The following is a 16,691-nucleotide window of genomic DNA, read 5'->3' as shown; positions in this document are numbered from 1 at the left end:
TATCGAACGACTTCTTCATCGTGTCGGACTTCAGCGATTCCTCGTCGAGGTCGTTGAAGGCCTTCTTGTAGAACTCCGGACCGCCGGTCGACAGCACGATGGAATCGAACATCGTCGCTTCCTGCCAATTCTGGCCACCGAGCGCCAGCGGGATGACGCCGGCAGCCTTGGCCTTGTCGAGCAGGGCGATCAGCTCGTCGAAGGTCTTCGGCTGAGTGCCGCCGATCTTGTCCATCACAGCCTTGTTGATCCACAGCCAGTTGACCGAGTGGACGTTGACGGGAGCGGCAACCCATTTGCCGTCATAGACCGAGAACTTCTGCAGTGCTGCCGGAACCGACTTGTCCCAGCCTTCCTTCTTCGCCGTCTCCGTCAGGTCGCCCATGACGCCGGCCTCGGCATAATCGAGCACGGTATAGCCCAGCATCTGCGAGGCCGTCGGATAGGTGCCGGCCGCAACCATCGCCTTCAGCGCCGTCATCGCCGCATCGCCGCCACCACCGGCAACCGGAACGTCCTTCCAGGCAAACCCTTCCTTCGAAAGATCCTCCTTCAAGACGTTCAGCGCCGCAGCCTCACCACCAGACGTCCACCAGTGCAGCATCTGCACTTCTTTCACGTCAGCGGCTTGGGCGGAGACGCTGGCGCCGCCCAGAGCCAATGCGATCATTGCAGTCGTGGTCAAAAACCTGTTCATCGAAAGACCTCCCAGTCTTATATTTGGAAGATGCGGGACCCATTCCCGCACCAATCACCCGCCCTCCTCGAGCGTAGTTCGGGCGCCGGCTAAGCCGGCTTTTCCGTCTGCGGCATCCACCAGCTGGTGCGTTTGCCGATATGCATGTTGAGTGTCTTGGTCTCGGTGTAATCTTCGACCGCATGGCGGCCGAGCTCACGGCCGAGGCCGCTTTGCTTGTAACCGCCGAAGGGAAGTTCCGAGGCGCCGTCCATGAAGGTGTTCATCCAGACCGTGCCCGCCCGCACCGACCGGCCGATCGTCAGGCACGTGTCGAAATCGCGGCTCCAGACACCGGCTGACAGGCCGTAGTCGATGGAATTCGCAATCCTGATCGCTTCGGCTGATGTCTCGAATGTCAGCACCGAAAGCACCGGACCAAAGACTTCCTCGCGCGCCACGGCCATATCGGGGGTGACCTCTTCGAGGATCGTCGGCGACATGAACTGCCCCATGCCGAGATCGAGCGTCTCGCCGCCATGTGAGACCCGGGCACCGCTGCTCCTCGCGCCGGTTACGTATCCCGATATCTTCTCCAGATGCTCAGGCGTGATGATGGCGCCGACCTGCGTCGAGGGATCGAGCGGGTCGCCGACCTTCACCGCCTTCGACAGCTCGGCGATCCGCTTGACGATATCGGAAGCGATTGATTTGTGAAGGATCAACCGCGAGCCGGCGTTGCAGCACTCGCCGGCATTGAAGTATGCGCCGAAGACCGCGGCATCGATGAAGGCATCGAGATCGGCATCCGGGAACACGATCTGCGGGTTCTTCCCACCCAGTTCCAGCGAGACCTTCTTCAGCGTCTGTGCGGCATTCGACATCGTCAGCTTTCCGACGCCGGTCGAGCCGGTGAAGGACACCATGTCGACGCCGGGATGGGACGTCATGACCGCGCCGACCTCTGGTCCCGTGCCGGTGACAATGTTGACGACGCCATCCGGAACGCCTGCTTCCTGCAGGATCTCTCCCAGCACCAGCGTCGATCCTGAGGTCAGTTCGGAGGGCTTGACGATGGTCGTGCAGCCAGCGGCCAGGGCGAATGGCAGCTTCTGGCCGACGATCAGGAACGGAAAGTTCCAAGGCGTGATGATCGACACCACGCCGATCGCTTCGCGCAAGACGACACCGAGCGTGCCGTCGCCGAGCGTGTTGTAGCTTTCACCATGGAGGTCGCGGGCAAGAGCCGCCGCATAGCGCCATATGTCAACGGAGCCTGCAATTTCTCCCCGCACCTGTGTAATCGGCTTTCCTGCCTCGACGGCATCGAGAAATGCCAGCTCCTCTGCGCGCGCTGCGATCAGATCGGCCGCCTTGAGCAGGATCGCGGAACGTTCGGCAGCGGTCATTCGGGGCCACGGCCCGAGGTCGAACGCCTTGCGTGCCGCGGAAATCGCACGCTCGGCGTCCCTCTTGCTGCCGGTCGGAAACCGGCTGATCACGACACCATGGCTTGGCGCGACCCGCTCGATCGGATCGGAGCTCCCTGCCTCCCATTTGCCGTCGATGAGCATCTTGAAATCACGCACTTTGTGGTCGCTGAGCGCGGTGGGGTTGACGAGAACCGTCATTACCATTCTCCCTTGAACGTTGCCGGGCGCTTCTCGCTGAATGATGCGACGCCCTCCTTCAGATCGCCGGTTTTCGCAGCGAGGATCGAGCCCAGGGCTTCGACCGCGGTTCCATTGTCTTCGCCGTTCGCCGATGCGATCATCAACTTCGCGATCTCGGTCGCAGCCGGCCCCCTTGGGGCGATCCGCTGCGCATATTCCCGGGCGGCCGCGAGCGCGTTTCCTGTGGGAACAACCACGTCTACGATCCCGAGCAGGCGTGCCTCCTCGGCAGTGAATATCTCGCCGCCCAAGGCCATGCGTCGGACGGCCTGCGCCCCGAACCGGCGCACAAGACGCTGGGTCCCGGACCAACCCGGTACCATGCCAAGGCCGGTCTCGGGCAGGCCGATCTTGATCTGTTCCTCGGCGAGGCGAATGTCCGCAACCCCTGCAAGTTCAAGGCCTCCCCCGAGAGCATGGCCGTTCAGAGCCGCGACCAGCGGCATCCGGAGCGTCGCCAGTCTTTCGAAAATGCGATGGCCATGCCGAACCCAGAGATGACCGAACTCCTGAGGCAACATTCCGCCCCAGGCCTTGATATCGCCGCCGGCGGAAAAGCCCTTTCCTTCGCCAGTGAGAATGGCGGCGCGCACATTGGCGTTCGCCTCCACCTCGTCGGCCGCGTCCGCCAACGCCTTGAGCATGTCGAGATCGAGCGCGTTCAGCTTCTCCGGACGAGAAATCGTCAGCGTCGCAACATGTCCATCGACGTCAATTCTGATTGTTCCGCTAGCCATGGAAGCTGCCCTCCAGTGTCCGCGCCCTCTTTTCTGGAAGGGACAGGCCGATGTTTGCCTCCCCAAAGAGCGCGGCGTCCATGACCTTCAGGTCAGGCGCCATGATCAGCGGAAATTCCGACTGATCGAGGATGTGGGACTGGAGATCGACACCGGGCGCAATCTCGGTGAGGACGATGCCACCAGGCGTCAGCTTCATCACGCACCGCTCGGTGACATAGGTGATATCCTGCCCCTGCTCGATCGCGCGCCTGCCGCTGAAGGTGACATGTTCGACCTCGTTCACGAGCTTCTTCAGCTTGCCTTCCTTCTCAATGAGAAGGGCGCCATCGGCGATCGCAAGCTTCGCTCCGGCATTGAACATGCCTGAGAAGACGATCTTCTTTGCCCGCGCCGTGATGTCGACGAAGCCTCCGGCGCCAGCCGTCACGTGCGGCCGGAAGGAGAGCTTGGAGACGTTGACCGAACCGTCTTTGCCGATCTCGAGGAAGGACAGCAGCGACGCATCGAAGCCTGCACCCTGGAAATAGGTGAACTGATAGGGAGACGGCATATAGGCGTCCGCATTGGACGCGCAGCCAAAGGCGAAGTCGAGCAGCGGCACCCCACCGACCGCGCCTTGCTCGATGACCCAGGTGACTGCGCCGTGAAGCCCTTCCTCCAGCAGAATTCGCGGCACGTTGGCCGATATGCCGAAGCCGAGATTGACGCAGCTTCCCGCTTGCAGTTCCTGCGCAACACGACGCGCGATGACTTTCTGAACATTGAATTCCGGAACGCTGAAACTATCGAGCGGGCGGAAGATCTCCCCGGAAATTGCCGGATCGTATTGCGTCTGCGTTGTCTGCTTCTGTTCCGGATCGACGACCACATAATCGACCAGCATTCCAGGCACGCGGACGTCATGGGGCTTCAGCGAGCCTTCCTTAGTGATCCGCTTGACCTGGGCGATGACGATGCCACCATTGTTGCGTGCGGCAAGCGCCTGATCGAGGCCGCCGAGATAGGCGCCTTCATGCTCGTATGTCAGGTTGCCACGTTCGTCGGCGGTGGTGGCGCGGATGATGGCGACCTCAGGGACGATCGAGGGAAAGAACAACCAGTCGTCTCCCTCGAAGCGCACGCGCTTGACCACCGGATGCTCCGAAGCCAGGCCGTTCATCGCGCAACCTTGCCGCTCGGGATCGATGAACGTATCGATGCCGATCTTGGTCAGAACACCCGGCCGCTTCGCGGCGGCCTCGCGATGAATATCGAAGAGGATACCCGAGGGAATGTTGTAGGCCGGGATTTCGTTGTTGGTGATCATTTGCCAGATCAGCGGCGGCTCTGACGACGATGGACCGGACGGATAGGAACCACCGATGATGCGCTTGAGCAGCCCCTTCTTGGCGATATGGTCGACGCCCTTGATGCCGCTCATGTCGCCGGCGGCGATCGGATGAAGGGTCGTGATATCACGGGGATGGCCGGTCGCATCGAAACGCTCGCCAATCGCCTTCAGCATGAGGTCCGGGCAACCGAGACCGCTTGAGGAAGACACCGTTACAACAGCGCCATCCGGGATCAGCGCGGCTGCTTCGGTCGGGGTGAGATGCTTCTTCATGGGCGTTACTCAGAGTCCTGTTTCGATTTTACGCTCTTGCGGGCCCCGCAGCTCTCGCGAACAACCAGCCGAACCGCTGTTGTCACCGTCTCCGCCTCGGCCTTGCCCGCATTGATCTGCTTCAGAAGCAGCTGCGCGCCGCGGCGCCCAATGCCCTGCGGATCGACCGAAACCGTCGTGAGCGCGGGAACCGCCGCCTGAGCCTCGATGACGTCGTCGAAACCCACGACCGCGAAGTCGGAGCCGGGCTCCAGACGGCGCGCACGCAATCCGTCGCAAACACCGAAGGCTACGGCATCGTTGAAGCAGACGGCTGCCGTGGGTTTGTCGGCAAGAACGATTGCTTTTCCGATCGCCTCTACCCCGCCGGCTCGCGAAGGCGCCGACGAGACGACAAATTCTTGGTGATAATCGAGCCCAGCTGCCTCCATGCCGCTTCGGTAACCGGCAAGGCGGTCGTCGAAGACAGCGGTGTCGGGAAAGCCGCCGAGAAAAGCGATGCGCTTGTGACCGAGCTCAGCCAGGTGATTGACCGCAGACATCATGCCAGCCTGGTTGTCGGAGACCACGGACGAGACTTTGGCGCCAGGCAGGTTTCTGACGACGACCACCACCGGAATCCCTGCGGCGACGAGTGGCTTGAAATCTGCGGCATCGGTGGCGCGCGCCGGCGACACGATGAGCCCCGAGATGCCATGTTCCCGCATCGATGCGACAACCTCGCGCTGCCTGTCGATGCTCTCGCTGGTGTTCGACAGGAACTGCACGAACCCGGCCGACTGAACGACCGTATCGACGCCGACTGCCAACTCCGCAAAGAAGCTGTTCGTCAGGTCGTTCACGACGACCCCGATGATCCTCGATTTGGCCCCGGCCTGCCGAAGATTGGCTGCGCCGCGATTGTAAACGTAGCCCAGCTCGCGCATCACCGCATTGACCTTGGAACGCGTCCCCTCATTGACCAGGGAGGAGCCCTGAAGCACCAGCGAAACCGTCGATTTCGAGACGCCGGCAGCCTTCGCGATGTCGATGACGGTCACCCGCGCCTTTGTCATTTCCCCTCCCGACGCCAACGTCGACTGGTCGTTAAATATTTGGAACGTTCCAAATATGTCAAGGGAAATTTGTACAGATTGTTATGAACTAGCTATTCCCTGCCCACTTCGGCGTTTTCCATCCGCCGGAATCTCATCGTAGAAATTGGAACGATCTAAAGATTGCCTCGCTGAGAAGCCTGTGTCGATGTTTTTTGACTGGAAAATCGTACGTGGCGCACGACCGACAGATGCGTTGGCTGCAAAAATGTAAAAAATTCGGGCTCGTCCATTATTTCCGTCGAAGCGACAAGACCTTGTAGGAAGAGCAGGAAGGACTTCTATTCTGCGTAATAGATGCAGCGACAAACCCAGTGGAAGTCACAGAGACATGAAACTGCGCGCCGAGTTGATCGATCTGCCGCCACGCGAACAGGCACGGCGCTTGGCAGCCGTCGCCAATCCGGACTTGGGGTGATGGCGGACGCCTGACGGGCCGATACTTCTCCGATCTTATCTACAGCGACGATGAGCGCGGGACGCTCCGTCGGCTCTCAGAGGCGGTCGGCAAGCCCAGCGAAGACGGCTGGAACGCGCTGACGACGGCAATCATGTATGTTGCCTGGGTTGTTTACCAGGAGACTGGAGAGCCCATGCCGAGTGACGTCAACGAGGTCGGAGAGGACAGCCTTAACGTTCTGGATGAGCAACTCGCCAAACTCGGCTAAATCGAGCGCGCGATCCCCTCTCGGAGCACATCGGCTTTTCCACGAATTCGTTGACATGGTAGGAGAGGCTCCCACGCCTCTCGATGCAAGCTTGAACACCCTGGAACGCTGGTTCGCCCATCTCAAAACGACAGGAGGATCTCCAGGCTTCCGTCGAGCAATTCCCACCGATAGACATTAGCGAAACTTTATCGTTTCTGACGAATGCTAAGGATACGTGCAACGCGCCAGATCTGAAGCAGGGCCGGATGATGTCACACTCGTTTGAATCCATTCTGGAGAGCCTGCCTCAGGGCATTGTTCTGCTTGATCCTGCCGGTACGGTGACGGCTTTCAATTCGCGCACGCTTGATATTCTCGGCCTTCCGCAAGGCGCCATTCGCAAAGGCATGAATATCGACGGATTGCCGGGCGCCGCAGACTGCCGTTCAGTGGCATCCCGGCGGTCGACGGCCGGTGGACCGCCGACGTCTCAGTTTGCCCTTTCCGACGGAGGGATGGTCTCATTGACCTGCGCGCCGTCGAAGGATGGAGGCTGGATCCTCAGCTACGAAGACATCTCGACCCTCATTCGCGTCGAAGACAGCCTGACTGAGCAACATCGCCGGTTCGACGCAGCCCTCAGCAACATGCCGCATGGGCTGTGCATGTTCGATTCGTCAAAGAATCTCATTCTGTGCAACGCCTCCTATGCACGGATGTACAATCTGCCGGACCTGCTGACGCAACCGGGAACGCCACTTGTGGATATCCTGGCCTATCGCAGCCGGGAGGGAAATGGGCCGGCCGATACCGCCGCCTATTTTGACGTGGTCTTCGAAGCGACAGCACGCGGTGCGCCGGCCAGCCAGAACATCGTCCTGGCCGATGGACGCGTTATCAAGATCACTCACAATCCGATGCAAACGGGTGGATACGTGGCCACGCATGAGGACGTGACAAAGACCGTGCGACTTGCCGAAGAGCTGCGCCGGCATCACGATCAGCTCGAAGCGACGGTGCAGAGCCGGACGGCGGAAGTCGAGCGGCAGGCGCGGGAGCTCGAGCGCATGCTGGCGCAGGAGCGGAACATCAACGAACTGCAGCGGCAATTCGTGGCGATGGCATCCCATGAATTCAGGACCCCGCTTGCCATCATCGACGCTGCTGCCCAGCGGCTGCTGCGAAAAAGGGGGGCGGTCGAGCCCGAATTTCTCAGCGACAAGGTCGATCAAATCCGCTCATCGGTGACCCGGATTGTCGATCTTATGGAGAGCATCCTGTCAGCCGGACGCCTTGATACTGGCAAGATCGATATCAATTACGACGCCTGCGCATTGAGATCATTGATAAAAACCTGCTGCGACCGGCAGTCGACGATCGCAAAGTCGCACAGCTTTGTGTTGGATATCGATGGGCTGCCGGAGTTCATCGATGCCGATCCCCGCACTTTGGCACAGGTCTTTACCAACCTGCTTTCCAATGCCGTCAAATACGCGCCCGGAACCTCCGAAATTCGCGTCACTGCATGGGCGGAGACGGGAAACGTCAAAGTTTCGATCAGCGATGATGGCGTGGGGATCGACGCCGAAGACGTGCCCCGGCTGTTCCAGCGCTATTTTCGGGCCCGGACGTCGACCGGGATTGCCGGAACCGGTATCGGCCTCAATCTGGTGAAGCAGATCGTCGAACTGCACAACGGTTCGATAGAGGTTCGCAGTGCAAGAGGATGCGGTTCGACGTTTACCGTAACCCTTCCCATCAAGAGAAACGGCGACGTTTCCGCGGCCAATGACGCTGCCTGACGTCTCAGGATTGCTGTCCTGCATATCTACCCTATCCTTCTCACAATAGAGGAGGATCATGTCATGGCTTTCATTCACACACCCAACGCATCCGCCAGCGAGAAGACGACGTCGATGTATGCGTCGGCCGAGGCGAATTATGGTTATCTGCCGAACATGTATCGGGCCTTCGGCCATCGGCCGGAGGTGATGGAGAGCTGGGCAGCGCTGCTTTCGAGCATTCGCGGCCATATGAGCTTGCGGCGCTACGAGCTGGTGACGCTGGCGGCGGCCAAGGAGCTCAAATCCTCCTATTGCATGCTGGCGCACGGCTCAGTGCTGCTGCGCGAGGGTTTCACCAGCGACGGGCTGACGGCTGTTGTCAACGAGACGGACAAGGCGCCGATCGATGCCGGCGAACGCGCGATCATGGCCTTTGCCGCCAAGGTGGCGCGCGATGCGACGTCGGTGACCCAGCAGGACATCGACGGGCTGAAGAAACACGGGCTGAGCGACGCCGATGTCTTCGACGTCACGGCTGCGGCAGCCGCCCGGTGTTTCTTCTCGAAAATGCTGGATGCGCTGGGTGCTGCACCCGACCATGCCTATATCGAGCGGCTGGAGCCGAATGTGCGAAAGACGCTCAGCGTCGGCCGAGAGGTCGAGCGGCCTCTGGCGCCGTCACAGTCCCGGGGTACACCGCAATGACGCGATGACGGAGAGCGTCCGGCGTCTGCTCTTGCGGCTCCAATTCCTCAGGCCCTCACTCCTGCGGCCCTTACTCCTGCGGTTTGTCGGCAAAATGCTGGATCGCAAATTCGGCGATATTCTGGCTCGACCGATCGGCATCGTCGAGCAGCGAGGGAAACAGCTGCCACTGATGGGGCATACCCGGCCAGACCTCGGTGGTGACATCCACGCCCGCCTGGCGCGCCTTGTCGGCGAGCCGTAGCGTATCATCCAGCAGGACTTCGCCGGAGCCGACCTGCAGCAACAGCGGCGGAAAGCCGGTCATGTCGGCGTAGAGCGGCGATGCCTGGGGATCGGTCGGAGACCGGCTGCGGAGATAGGTCTTGCGCAGGGTGTCGATCCAGTCCTTGCCGACCAGCGGATCGCTTCCGGCGTTTGATGTCATCGAGTCGCCCGTCGCGGTAAGATCGGTGATGGGGCTGAGCGCAATCACAGCCGCCGGCAACGGCTTTGCCGCCTGCATCTGCCGCAGCACCGTCTCGATCGCGATATTGCCGCCGGCGCCGTCTCCGGCCACGATGACATTCTCGCTCCGGTAGCCATTGTCGAGAAGCCAGCGATAGGCGGTCAGCGCGTCGTTGATCTGCGCGGGATAGCCATATTCGGGCATCAGCCGATAATCAATGAGAAGAATGTCGCTGGATGCGGCCTTGGCGAGCGAGCCGGCAAGCAGGCTATGTGTGCGAATGGAGCCGCTGGAAAAGCCGCCGCCATGAATATAGAGGATCACCCTTTGGCCGATCGGGTGATGAAGACGGGCAGGCCACATCAGCTCGGCGTCGACGCCGTCGGCATCGACCTGCCGAACCTGGATGCGCGTCGGCCCCGGCATCGTCTCCATCAGCGTCCTGAAGGCAGTCCGCCGCTGCTGTAGGCTATCGGCGCCGGCAAAGTGATCCTTCCAGAGGCCGACGAGTTTTTCGACCTGTTCGCGCGAGGCCGGGCTTTGCGGCCCAATGTCCCGCCCGACCGCCGCCGAGGCGAGCAGCATCAGCGCAGCCAAAGCGGGGAACAGACATTTGAGCCGCCTTAGGGCTCTTCGAATACCAGCTGGCAAAATCCGACCGTTCATCAACCTCTCCCGACGATGCTGGCCAAGGCGGCATCTTTGGCCGGTTCGTCCACCGGAGTCAAAAGGGTGACAGGCGCGAACCCCAAGCTTTTTCATTCCACGAACATCGCCGCACCCGTCCGGGCCCGGGTGCGGTCGATGGCCGCCTTGAACGCCGCCCACATCAGGCGGCGGCTCGATGACCGAGATAGGGCGGCTCCTCTGCAGGTCCCTCCGCTCTGCCTGGAATGAAAGTCGGCAGCTGCCCGTTCACTGTGGATTCGTCAGACTGCTCTTAAAAAATTGAACAATGCCTGCCTGCACGGCTTGCCATTTGCCGCGCTTCCGTCGGAAATGGACGACGTGCCTGGCTGCCTCCTAAACCCGGGCGCCTCTTCTTGCTTGTGAGTGAAGGATACCGATGACCACCATTTACCTTGCCGGCCCGGAAGTCTTTCTTCCGGATGCCATGCCCATCATGGCCGAGAAACGCCGATTGGCGCGCCAGTTCGGCTTCGAGCCGACCGGTCCCGGCAGCGACGAAAACCAGACGCCGGTGAAGCGGACGGCCGCTGAGATCTATGCACGCAACGACGACGCCATGCGTCGAGCCGAGATCTGCCTTGCCAACATCACTCCCTTTCGAGGCGTCAGCGCCGATCCGGGTACGGTCTACGAGATCGGCTTTATGATTGCGCTGGGAAAAGCGGTCTTCGCCTATACCAATCACCCCGACGACTATGGTCTGCGTGTTCGCTCGATCTGGTATGCGGGGCTCGATATCGATGAGACGAGCGGGCGCCCACGCGGACCGGATGGCATTGCGATCGAAAATCACGGGATGGCCGACAACCTGATGATCGACGGAGGGGTCGAGGCGACGGGGGGCAAGGTGTTTCGTGCGGCGGCGCTCCCGGCGGACCCTGCCCGCGACCTTACGGTTTATTTTGAAGCGCTTGAGACGATCGCCGGCATGCGTGCAGATGGCAGTCAGCTTGACGGATCGCGCTGACGGCGCCGATTTCTTCCCTGTCAACGCTTCTCGCTGATATCAGAGAGCTTGGTCCGCCAGCATGTTGGCGAGCGAGAAGAGGACCGGCCGTTCGGCAGCGATAATCGAAGAGCAGCATGCGAGCGTCGAAAAGGCTCGCCGCCTGGCGCCCGCTCGCCTTGCTTGCGGCAAATTAGCATTCGCCTTACGCCTTTCATGGCCTAGATCTAGGTTCGATCACCACCATGAAGAGGCGAGCATGTCCATCAAGTCCATCTGCATCTATGGCGCTGGGGCGCTCGGCGGCGCTATCGCCGCCAAGCTTGCACGCCAGGCCGGAAACGACGCCACCATCTCCGTCGTCGCGCGCGGGGCACATCTCGACGCCATTCGCGGCAACGGTATCAGCCTGCGCGAAGGCGATGCAGAAAGGCCGCTCAATGTCCGCCTAACCGCGACTGACGATCCCAGGACATTGCCGCCGCAGGATCTCGTCATCACCGGCCTCAAGGGGCATCAGCTGGCACCCGCTGCCGAAGGCATCGCAAGCCTCCTCAAGGAGGGCACCCGCGTTCTGATGATTCTCAACGGCATCCCGTGGTGGTATTTTCACCGCGATACCCAGAGCCGGCATGCCGAGCTGCAGTTCGATGAGCTCGATCCCGGCGGCAGGCTCTGGCGGCTGATCGGGCCGGAGCGCGTCATCGGCTGCGTCGCTTATCAAGGTGCCGAGGTGATCAACCCCGGCGAGATCCAGCTTTCCCACAACGGCCGCTTCGTGCTCGGCGAGCCTTCCGGCGACATCTCGCCCGATCTCGAGGCGATCGCCGCGGTGCTGACCGGCGCCGGTCTCAGCATTACGACGACAGCTGATATCCGCGGCGAGATCTGGAGCAAGCTGATGGGCAACGCCGCCTTCAACCCGATCAGCGCTTTGACCAGGGCGCTGATGACCGACATCATGGCGGATCCCGCCCTTTCGTCGACGGTCGGCAAGGTGATGAGTGAGGTCCGCGCCGTCGGCGAGGCCTTGGGTGCGCGGTTCAGCATGACCGTCGAGCAGCGGTTGGAACAATCGCGCCATATCGGCGGCGTGCGCACATCGATGCTGCAGGATCTGATCGGCGGCAAAGCGCTCGAAATCACGCCGCTGGTCGGCATGGTGGTGGCGCTCGGACGCCTGAGCGCCGTGCCGACGCCGGTTTCGGAAACGATCCTGGCGCTGGTGACTCAGTTGGATCGGGAAAACCAGCGCGGCGGCTGATTGCGGAGCAAGGGCGGCCGGGAAAACCCGGCCGTCTTCGCTTACTTTCCAACCTGCTCGGCCCAGTTCGGCGCCTTGCCGCCGCCATCGAGGAAGGTCATCGCCATATTCGCCATCAGGGGCGAGGCGAAGGTCTCGTAGTGGGTGAGATCGGGCAGGATCGCCAGCCGGTTCTTCGACATGTTTTCCCGCATCCAGCCCGCATCGCGCAGACCGCCGCCGAGCTTGTGGTAGAAGTCGATCATATGCTCGGGCCGGATCATGTCGGCATCGCCATAGATCAGCATAACCGGCATGGTGAGTTTGGCGACGGCATCGCTATAGTCGATGGGTTCGCGCATCAGCGCGCCCATGGCGTCGAGCAGCTTCGGAAATTCCGAAACGTCAGGCGCCACCGCCTTGTAGGAGAGGAACATCGGTGTGTCCTTCATCATGTCGGCCATACGGGCGCCGACGGCCGCCTGCTGCGGCAGCATCTCCGGGAAGAAGCCGTTCTGCGCATAGGGTGCCGAGAGGATCACTAGCCGGCGCACCTGGTCGGGAGCGTTCGCCGCCATGTTCAACGCCACCCCGCCGCCGAAGGAATAGCCGAAGACATCGAGCTTGTCGTAACCGAGCTGCTTCATCAGGATTGCCAGATCGGCGCCGATGGCCGGAAGCGCGATCGGCCGCTTGCCGAGCGGGGTGCGGCCATGGCCCTGCAGATCGACGGCGATCACCTGCCGGTGGTCGGTGAAAACAGGCATGACCGGCGCGAACATCTCGATCTGCCCGAGGCCGCCGTGAAGGAGCAGCAGCGGTTCGCCCTCGCCGCGGATCTCGTAATAATAATCGATGCCGTTGACCGGCAGACTTCCCTTCCTGACAATCGGCGCTGCAGCCTTCTTCTCCTCGACAACAGGCATGCTGCTGTCGGCGCCTGATATACCGGGCGCTGCCAGGAATGCGGCGGCCGTTGCGATCATCGAAATCAGCGTCATCTTCGACATGTCCTTGCTCCGTGTTTGCATCGATACCGCAAGGACGGCGGCGCTCATGTCTTTCCGACAGCACGCTTCGAATTTTCTCGCAACGGCCTTTATGCTGTTCCTATATTTTCGTGCCCCGCTTCGAATGGACCAACTTTTCTTTAACCGGCGTTCTGGTAAAATACTGTCGCAGAGACTTCAGACGCCACGAGACCGATGCCGAAACCGAATTTCCGCTTCACCCATTACGATCTTAGGGAACAACGCACCGGAACGATCATCGAGGTGTCGTTGAATGCGGTGAACAATGTCCGCCTGATGACGGCCCCGAATTTCCAGCGGTTCACCGAGGTTCTCGATTTCAAATATATCGGCGGCGTGGCACGCAAATCGCCGATCAAGATCGCCGTTCCGGAAAGCGGTCACTGGCATGTCATCGTCGATATGGAAGGTCATCACGGGCTTGCAGAATCTTCCGTCAAGGTGATCGCCGCGCCGGCAAATCAGAAGACGCCGCGCGCCTCCTGAGGTTCGCCCGGTTCAGCGCGGATTGCGCTCCTTGCGAAGTTTTGCCCACCATTCCAGCCGCTTGCGGATATCGCGCTCGAAGCCGCGCTCCGGCGGATCGTAGAAGATCTGGCGGCCCATCTTCTCCGGGAAATAATCCTGGCCGGAAAAGGCATCCGGCTCGTCGTGGTCATAGCGGTAGCCCTCGCCGTAACCCTCGCCCTTCATCAGCTTGGTCGGCGCATTGAGGATATGCTTCGGCGGCAGCAACGAGCCGTTCTGCTTTGCCGCCTGGCTTGCCGCCTTGAAGGCGGTGTAGACAGCATTCGATTTCGGGGCGGTGGCGAGATAGACACAGGCCTGGGCCAGCGCCAGTTCGCCTTCCGGCGAGCCGAGATACTCATAGGCATCCTTGGCGGCATTGCAGATCACCAGCGCCTGCGGATCGGCAAGACCGATATCCTCCACCGCCATGCGCACCAGCCGCCGGCCGAGATAGAGCGGATCCTCGCCGGCATCGAACATGCGGGCGAGATAATAGAGCGCGGCATCGGGATCCGAGCCGCGCACGGATTTATGCAGCGCCGAGATCAGATTGTAGTGGCCATCCTGCGCCTTGTCGTAGACCGGGGCACGGCGCTGGACGATTCGCGTCAGGCCTTCGGTATCGAAGCTCTCGCCTTCGCGCGCTGCGCGCCAGACTTCTTCGGCAAGCGTCAGCACCGCGCGGCCATCGCCATCGGCCATGCGGATCAGGCTGGCGCGGGCATCCTCCGTCAGCGGCAGCGGCTTCTGCTCGATCGCCTCGGCACGCTTCAACAGTTCCTCGAGGCTCTCCTCGTCATGCGACTTGAAGGTGAGCACACGGGCACGCGACAGCAGAGCGGCGTTGAGCTCGAAGGAAGGGTTCTCGGTGGTGGCGCCGACGAGGATGACGGTTCCATCCTCCATGACCGGCAGGAAACTGTCCTGCTGGGCGCGGTTGAAACGGTGGATCTCATCGACGAAGAGCAGCGTCTGACGGCCGTCCATACGCCGCAAACGGGCCGTCTCGAACACCTTCTTCAGATCGGCGACGCCGGAGAAGATCGCCGATATCTGCTCGAAGGCCAGTCCCGCCTCGCCCGAGAGCAGCCGTGCCACCGTCGTCTTGCCGGTGCCAGGCGGACCCCAGAAGATCATCGAGCCAAGCGAGCCGCTTTCGATCATCCTTTTCAGCACGCCATCCTCCCCGGTCAGATGTTCCTGACCGGTGACATCGGCAAGCGTCTTCGGCCGCAGCCGGTCGGCAAGCGGCCGCCTGGCAGCGACCTCTTCCGGAACGCGCGGCGCGAAGAGATCGTTGCTCATCGGAAAAATTGCCGGATGCGCTGGCCGTCGCGCTCGATCTCGACCCGCCAGAAGCCGGGGTCGCTATCGGCGATCTCGGACAGTTCGCTGGTCGACTTCACATCGGTGCCGTTGATCGAGACGATGATATCCTTCGGTTCGAAACCGAGACGGGCAGCAGGCGAATCCTCCTTTACCTCGGATACGACGACGCCCGACGATTCCGGCGGCATGCGCAGCTCGTCGGCGACACGCGGCGACAGGTTCTCGACGACGGCGCCGGTAAACGGCGTGTGTCCGCCGATGGTGCGCTGGTCGCGCGGCGAGGTTTCCGGGGCGCGGGCGAGCGTCAACGGCAGTTGCTCCTCGCGGCCGTTCTCGATGACGGTGAGCTTGACCGAATTGCCGAGACCGGCTGTGGTCAGCCGGTAGAGCAGCGCGTCGGGATGCTCGACGGAAATCCCGTCAACGGCGGTGACGATCTCGCCGGCCTTCAGCCCGGCCTTGGCCGCCGGCCCACCTTCCGAAACCTTGACGACGAGCGCGCCGCGGGCCTTGTTCAGCCCCAGCGCCTCAGCCACTTCCGAGGTCACCGCATCGAAGCTTGCGCCGACATAGGGGCGCTCGAAGGATTTGACGCCGGCATCGGCAGACGCGAGGAAGACCTTGACCAGATTGGCAGGGATGGCGAAACCGATGCCGTTCGAGCCGCCGCCGCGCGAGAAGATCGCGGTGTTGATGCCGATCAGTTCGCCCTTCATGTTCATCAGGGCGCCGCCGGAATTGCCGGGATTGATCGAGGCATCGGTCTGGATGAAGAAGCCGAATTCGTTCCTGATCACCTGGTTGCGGGCAAGCGCTGAGACGATGCCGCTCGTCACCGTCTGGCCGACACCGAAGGGATTACCGATCGCCAGCACGAGATCGCCGACCTCGACTGAATCGGAATTGCCGATCGGCAGCGCCGGAAAGCTTGCCGTGGTGTCGATCTTCAGCACGGCAAGATCGACGCGATCATCGCGCAGCACCACTTTGCAGGGGAACTCGCGGCCGTCCGAGAGGGCAATCTTGATGTCATCGGCGCCCTCGATGACGTGATTGTTGGTGACGACAGTGCCGTTCGCCTCGACGATGACGCCGGAGCCGAGCGAAGACTGCTTCTCCGAACGGTTCGGCATCTGCTGGCCGAAAAACTGCTCGAAGAAAGGATCGCCGGCAAAGGGCGACTGCCGCCGGATAGTCTTTTCCGCATAGACATTGACGACGGCGCCCGACGTCTGTTTGACGAGCGGCGCGAAGGAGAGCTGCATCTGCATCTGGCTCTCGGGTATGGCCTTTGCCGTCTGCGCATGGGCAGCAAGCGGCAGAACGAGCATGAGAGCAAATAGCGAGACGGAGGCGCGCTTGAACAGGCCTTGCATGGGTATCCCTTTTGAATCCTCTTGAGCAACGTTTTAGAGCATGATGCCGAAAAGTGTGAGCGGTTTTCGGACGGCATCATGCTCTAACTATTTAATAGCGAACAGGATTCAGATTTTAGGCCGAACCGGCCCAAAATCATCCTGTTCTGCGGCCCGACGCTAGAAAGGAAAGAGGGCGGAAGCATGGAAGAAC

The 16,691-nt window shown here is 61.4% G+C and carries 14 protein-coding genes and 1 pseudogene; 6 read left to right on the top strand and 9 right to left on the bottom strand.

The window, feature by feature from the left end:
- From HFO71_RS14065 to HFO71_RS14045, 5 genes are all read right to left on the bottom strand, one after another.
- Positions 1–697 (bottom strand): ABC transporter substrate-binding protein (locus tag HFO71_RS14065; RefSeq protein ID WP_221988166.1); only part of this gene is annotated, 697 nt, incomplete at its 3' end.
- Positions 698–786: 89 nt separating this feature from the next.
- The gene (locus HFO71_RS14060) at positions 787–2,307 is read right to left on the bottom strand and encodes an aldehyde dehydrogenase family protein (RefSeq protein ID WP_077976470.1); all 1,521 of its coding nucleotides are present in this window, start codon (positions 2,305–2,307) and stop codon (positions 787–789) included.
- Positions 2,307–3,086 carry an enoyl-CoA hydratase/isomerase family protein gene (locus HFO71_RS14055; protein ID WP_077976469.1) on the bottom strand — a complete coding sequence of 260 codons (780 nt, stop codon included), beginning with the start codon at positions 3,084–3,086 and terminating at the stop codon, positions 2,307–2,309. Before HFO71_RS14055 ends, HFO71_RS14060 begins: the two co-directional genes overlap by 1 nt.
- Entirely contained in the window at positions 3,079–4,692 is a 1,614-nt protein-coding gene (locus HFO71_RS14050; RefSeq protein ID WP_077976472.1) for an acyl CoA:acetate/3-ketoacid CoA transferase, read from the bottom strand. The genes HFO71_RS14055 and HFO71_RS14050 overlap by 8 nt, the downstream gene beginning before the upstream one ends.
- Before the next feature lie 5 nt (positions 4,693–4,697).
- Positions 4,698–5,747 carry a LacI family DNA-binding transcriptional regulator gene (locus HFO71_RS14045; RefSeq protein WP_077976468.1) on the bottom strand — a complete coding sequence of 350 codons (1,050 nt, stop codon included), beginning with the start codon at positions 5,745–5,747 and terminating at the stop codon, positions 4,698–4,700.
- Between the two features lie 370 nt (positions 5,748–6,117).
- Between HFO71_RS14045 and HFO71_RS14040 the strand changes: the two are divergent.
- The 3 genes and pseudogenes from HFO71_RS14040 (at position 6,118) to HFO71_RS14030 (ending at position 8,925) form a co-directional block, all read left to right on the top strand.
- Positions 6,118–6,454: pseudogene (locus tag HFO71_RS14040) on the top strand (Imm6 family immunity protein).
- Positions 6,455–6,702: 248 nt separating this feature from the next.
- The gene (locus tag HFO71_RS14035) at positions 6,703–8,238 is read left to right on the top strand and encodes a sensor histidine kinase (protein ID WP_131640311.1); all 1,536 of its coding nucleotides are present in this window, start codon (positions 6,703–6,705) and stop codon (positions 8,236–8,238) included.
- Between the two features lie 63 nt (positions 8,239–8,301).
- Positions 8,302–8,925 (top strand): carboxymuconolactone decarboxylase family protein, encoded by a 624-nt coding sequence (locus HFO71_RS14030; protein WP_003558593.1) that lies wholly within the window; start codon positions 8,302–8,304, stop codon positions 8,923–8,925.
- A 70-nt stretch (positions 8,926–8,995) separates the two neighbouring features.
- Here the strand turns inward: HFO71_RS14030 and HFO71_RS14025 are convergent, their stop codons facing one another.
- Positions 8,996–9,970, bottom strand: coding sequence for an alpha/beta hydrolase (locus tag HFO71_RS14025; protein WP_170269154.1), 975 nt, complete (start codon positions 9,968–9,970; stop codon positions 8,996–8,998).
- A 469-nt stretch (positions 9,971–10,439) separates the two neighbouring features.
- Here HFO71_RS14025 and HFO71_RS14020 point away from each other — a divergent pair, with 469 nt between their 5' ends.
- Both HFO71_RS14020 and HFO71_RS14015 read left to right on the top strand, forming a co-directional pair.
- Positions 10,440–11,030 (top strand): nucleoside 2-deoxyribosyltransferase, encoded by a 591-nt coding sequence (locus HFO71_RS14020; RefSeq protein WP_131640313.1) that lies wholly within the window; start codon positions 10,440–10,442, stop codon positions 11,028–11,030.
- A gap of 238 nt (positions 11,031–11,268) precedes the next feature.
- Entirely contained in the window at positions 11,269–12,273 is a 1,005-nt protein-coding gene (locus HFO71_RS14015; protein WP_131640314.1) for a ketopantoate reductase family protein, read from the top strand.
- A gap of 41 nt (positions 12,274–12,314) precedes the next feature.
- On the opposite strand, the gene HFO71_RS14010 is transcribed toward HFO71_RS14015, so the two are convergent.
- Positions 12,315–13,310, bottom strand: coding sequence for an alpha/beta fold hydrolase (locus HFO71_RS14010; protein ID WP_170269104.1), 996 nt, complete (start codon positions 13,308–13,310; stop codon positions 12,315–12,317).
- A gap of 147 nt (positions 13,311–13,457) precedes the next feature.
- On the opposite strand from HFO71_RS14010, the gene HFO71_RS14005 reads away from it, so the two are divergent.
- Entirely contained in the window at positions 13,458–13,769 is a 312-nt protein-coding gene (locus tag HFO71_RS14005) for a DUF1883 domain-containing protein (protein WP_017960044.1), read from the top strand.
- Positions 13,770–13,781: 12 nt separating this feature from the next.
- On the opposite strand, the gene HFO71_RS14000 is transcribed toward HFO71_RS14005, so the two are convergent.
- Both HFO71_RS14000 and HFO71_RS13995 read right to left on the bottom strand, forming a co-directional pair.
- Positions 13,782–15,098, bottom strand: a complete 1,317-nt coding sequence (locus HFO71_RS14000) for a replication-associated recombination protein A (protein WP_065279621.1) — start codon at positions 15,096–15,098, stop codon at positions 13,782–13,784.
- Positions 15,095–16,498, bottom strand: a complete 1,404-nt coding sequence (locus HFO71_RS13995; RefSeq protein WP_131640317.1) for a DegQ family serine endoprotease — start codon at positions 16,496–16,498, stop codon at positions 15,095–15,097. The genes HFO71_RS14000 and HFO71_RS13995 overlap by 4 nt, the downstream gene beginning before the upstream one ends.
- Positions 16,499–16,691 lie beyond the last annotated feature (193 nt).

Source organism: Rhizobium laguerreae (assembly GCF_019778565.1).
GTDB classification, from domain to species: Bacteria; Pseudomonadota; Alphaproteobacteria; order Rhizobiales; family Rhizobiaceae; genus Rhizobium; species Rhizobium laguerreae.
The sequence above is the reverse complement of the archived record's forward strand: the minus strand, read 5'-3'. Positions and strand labels throughout refer to the sequence as shown.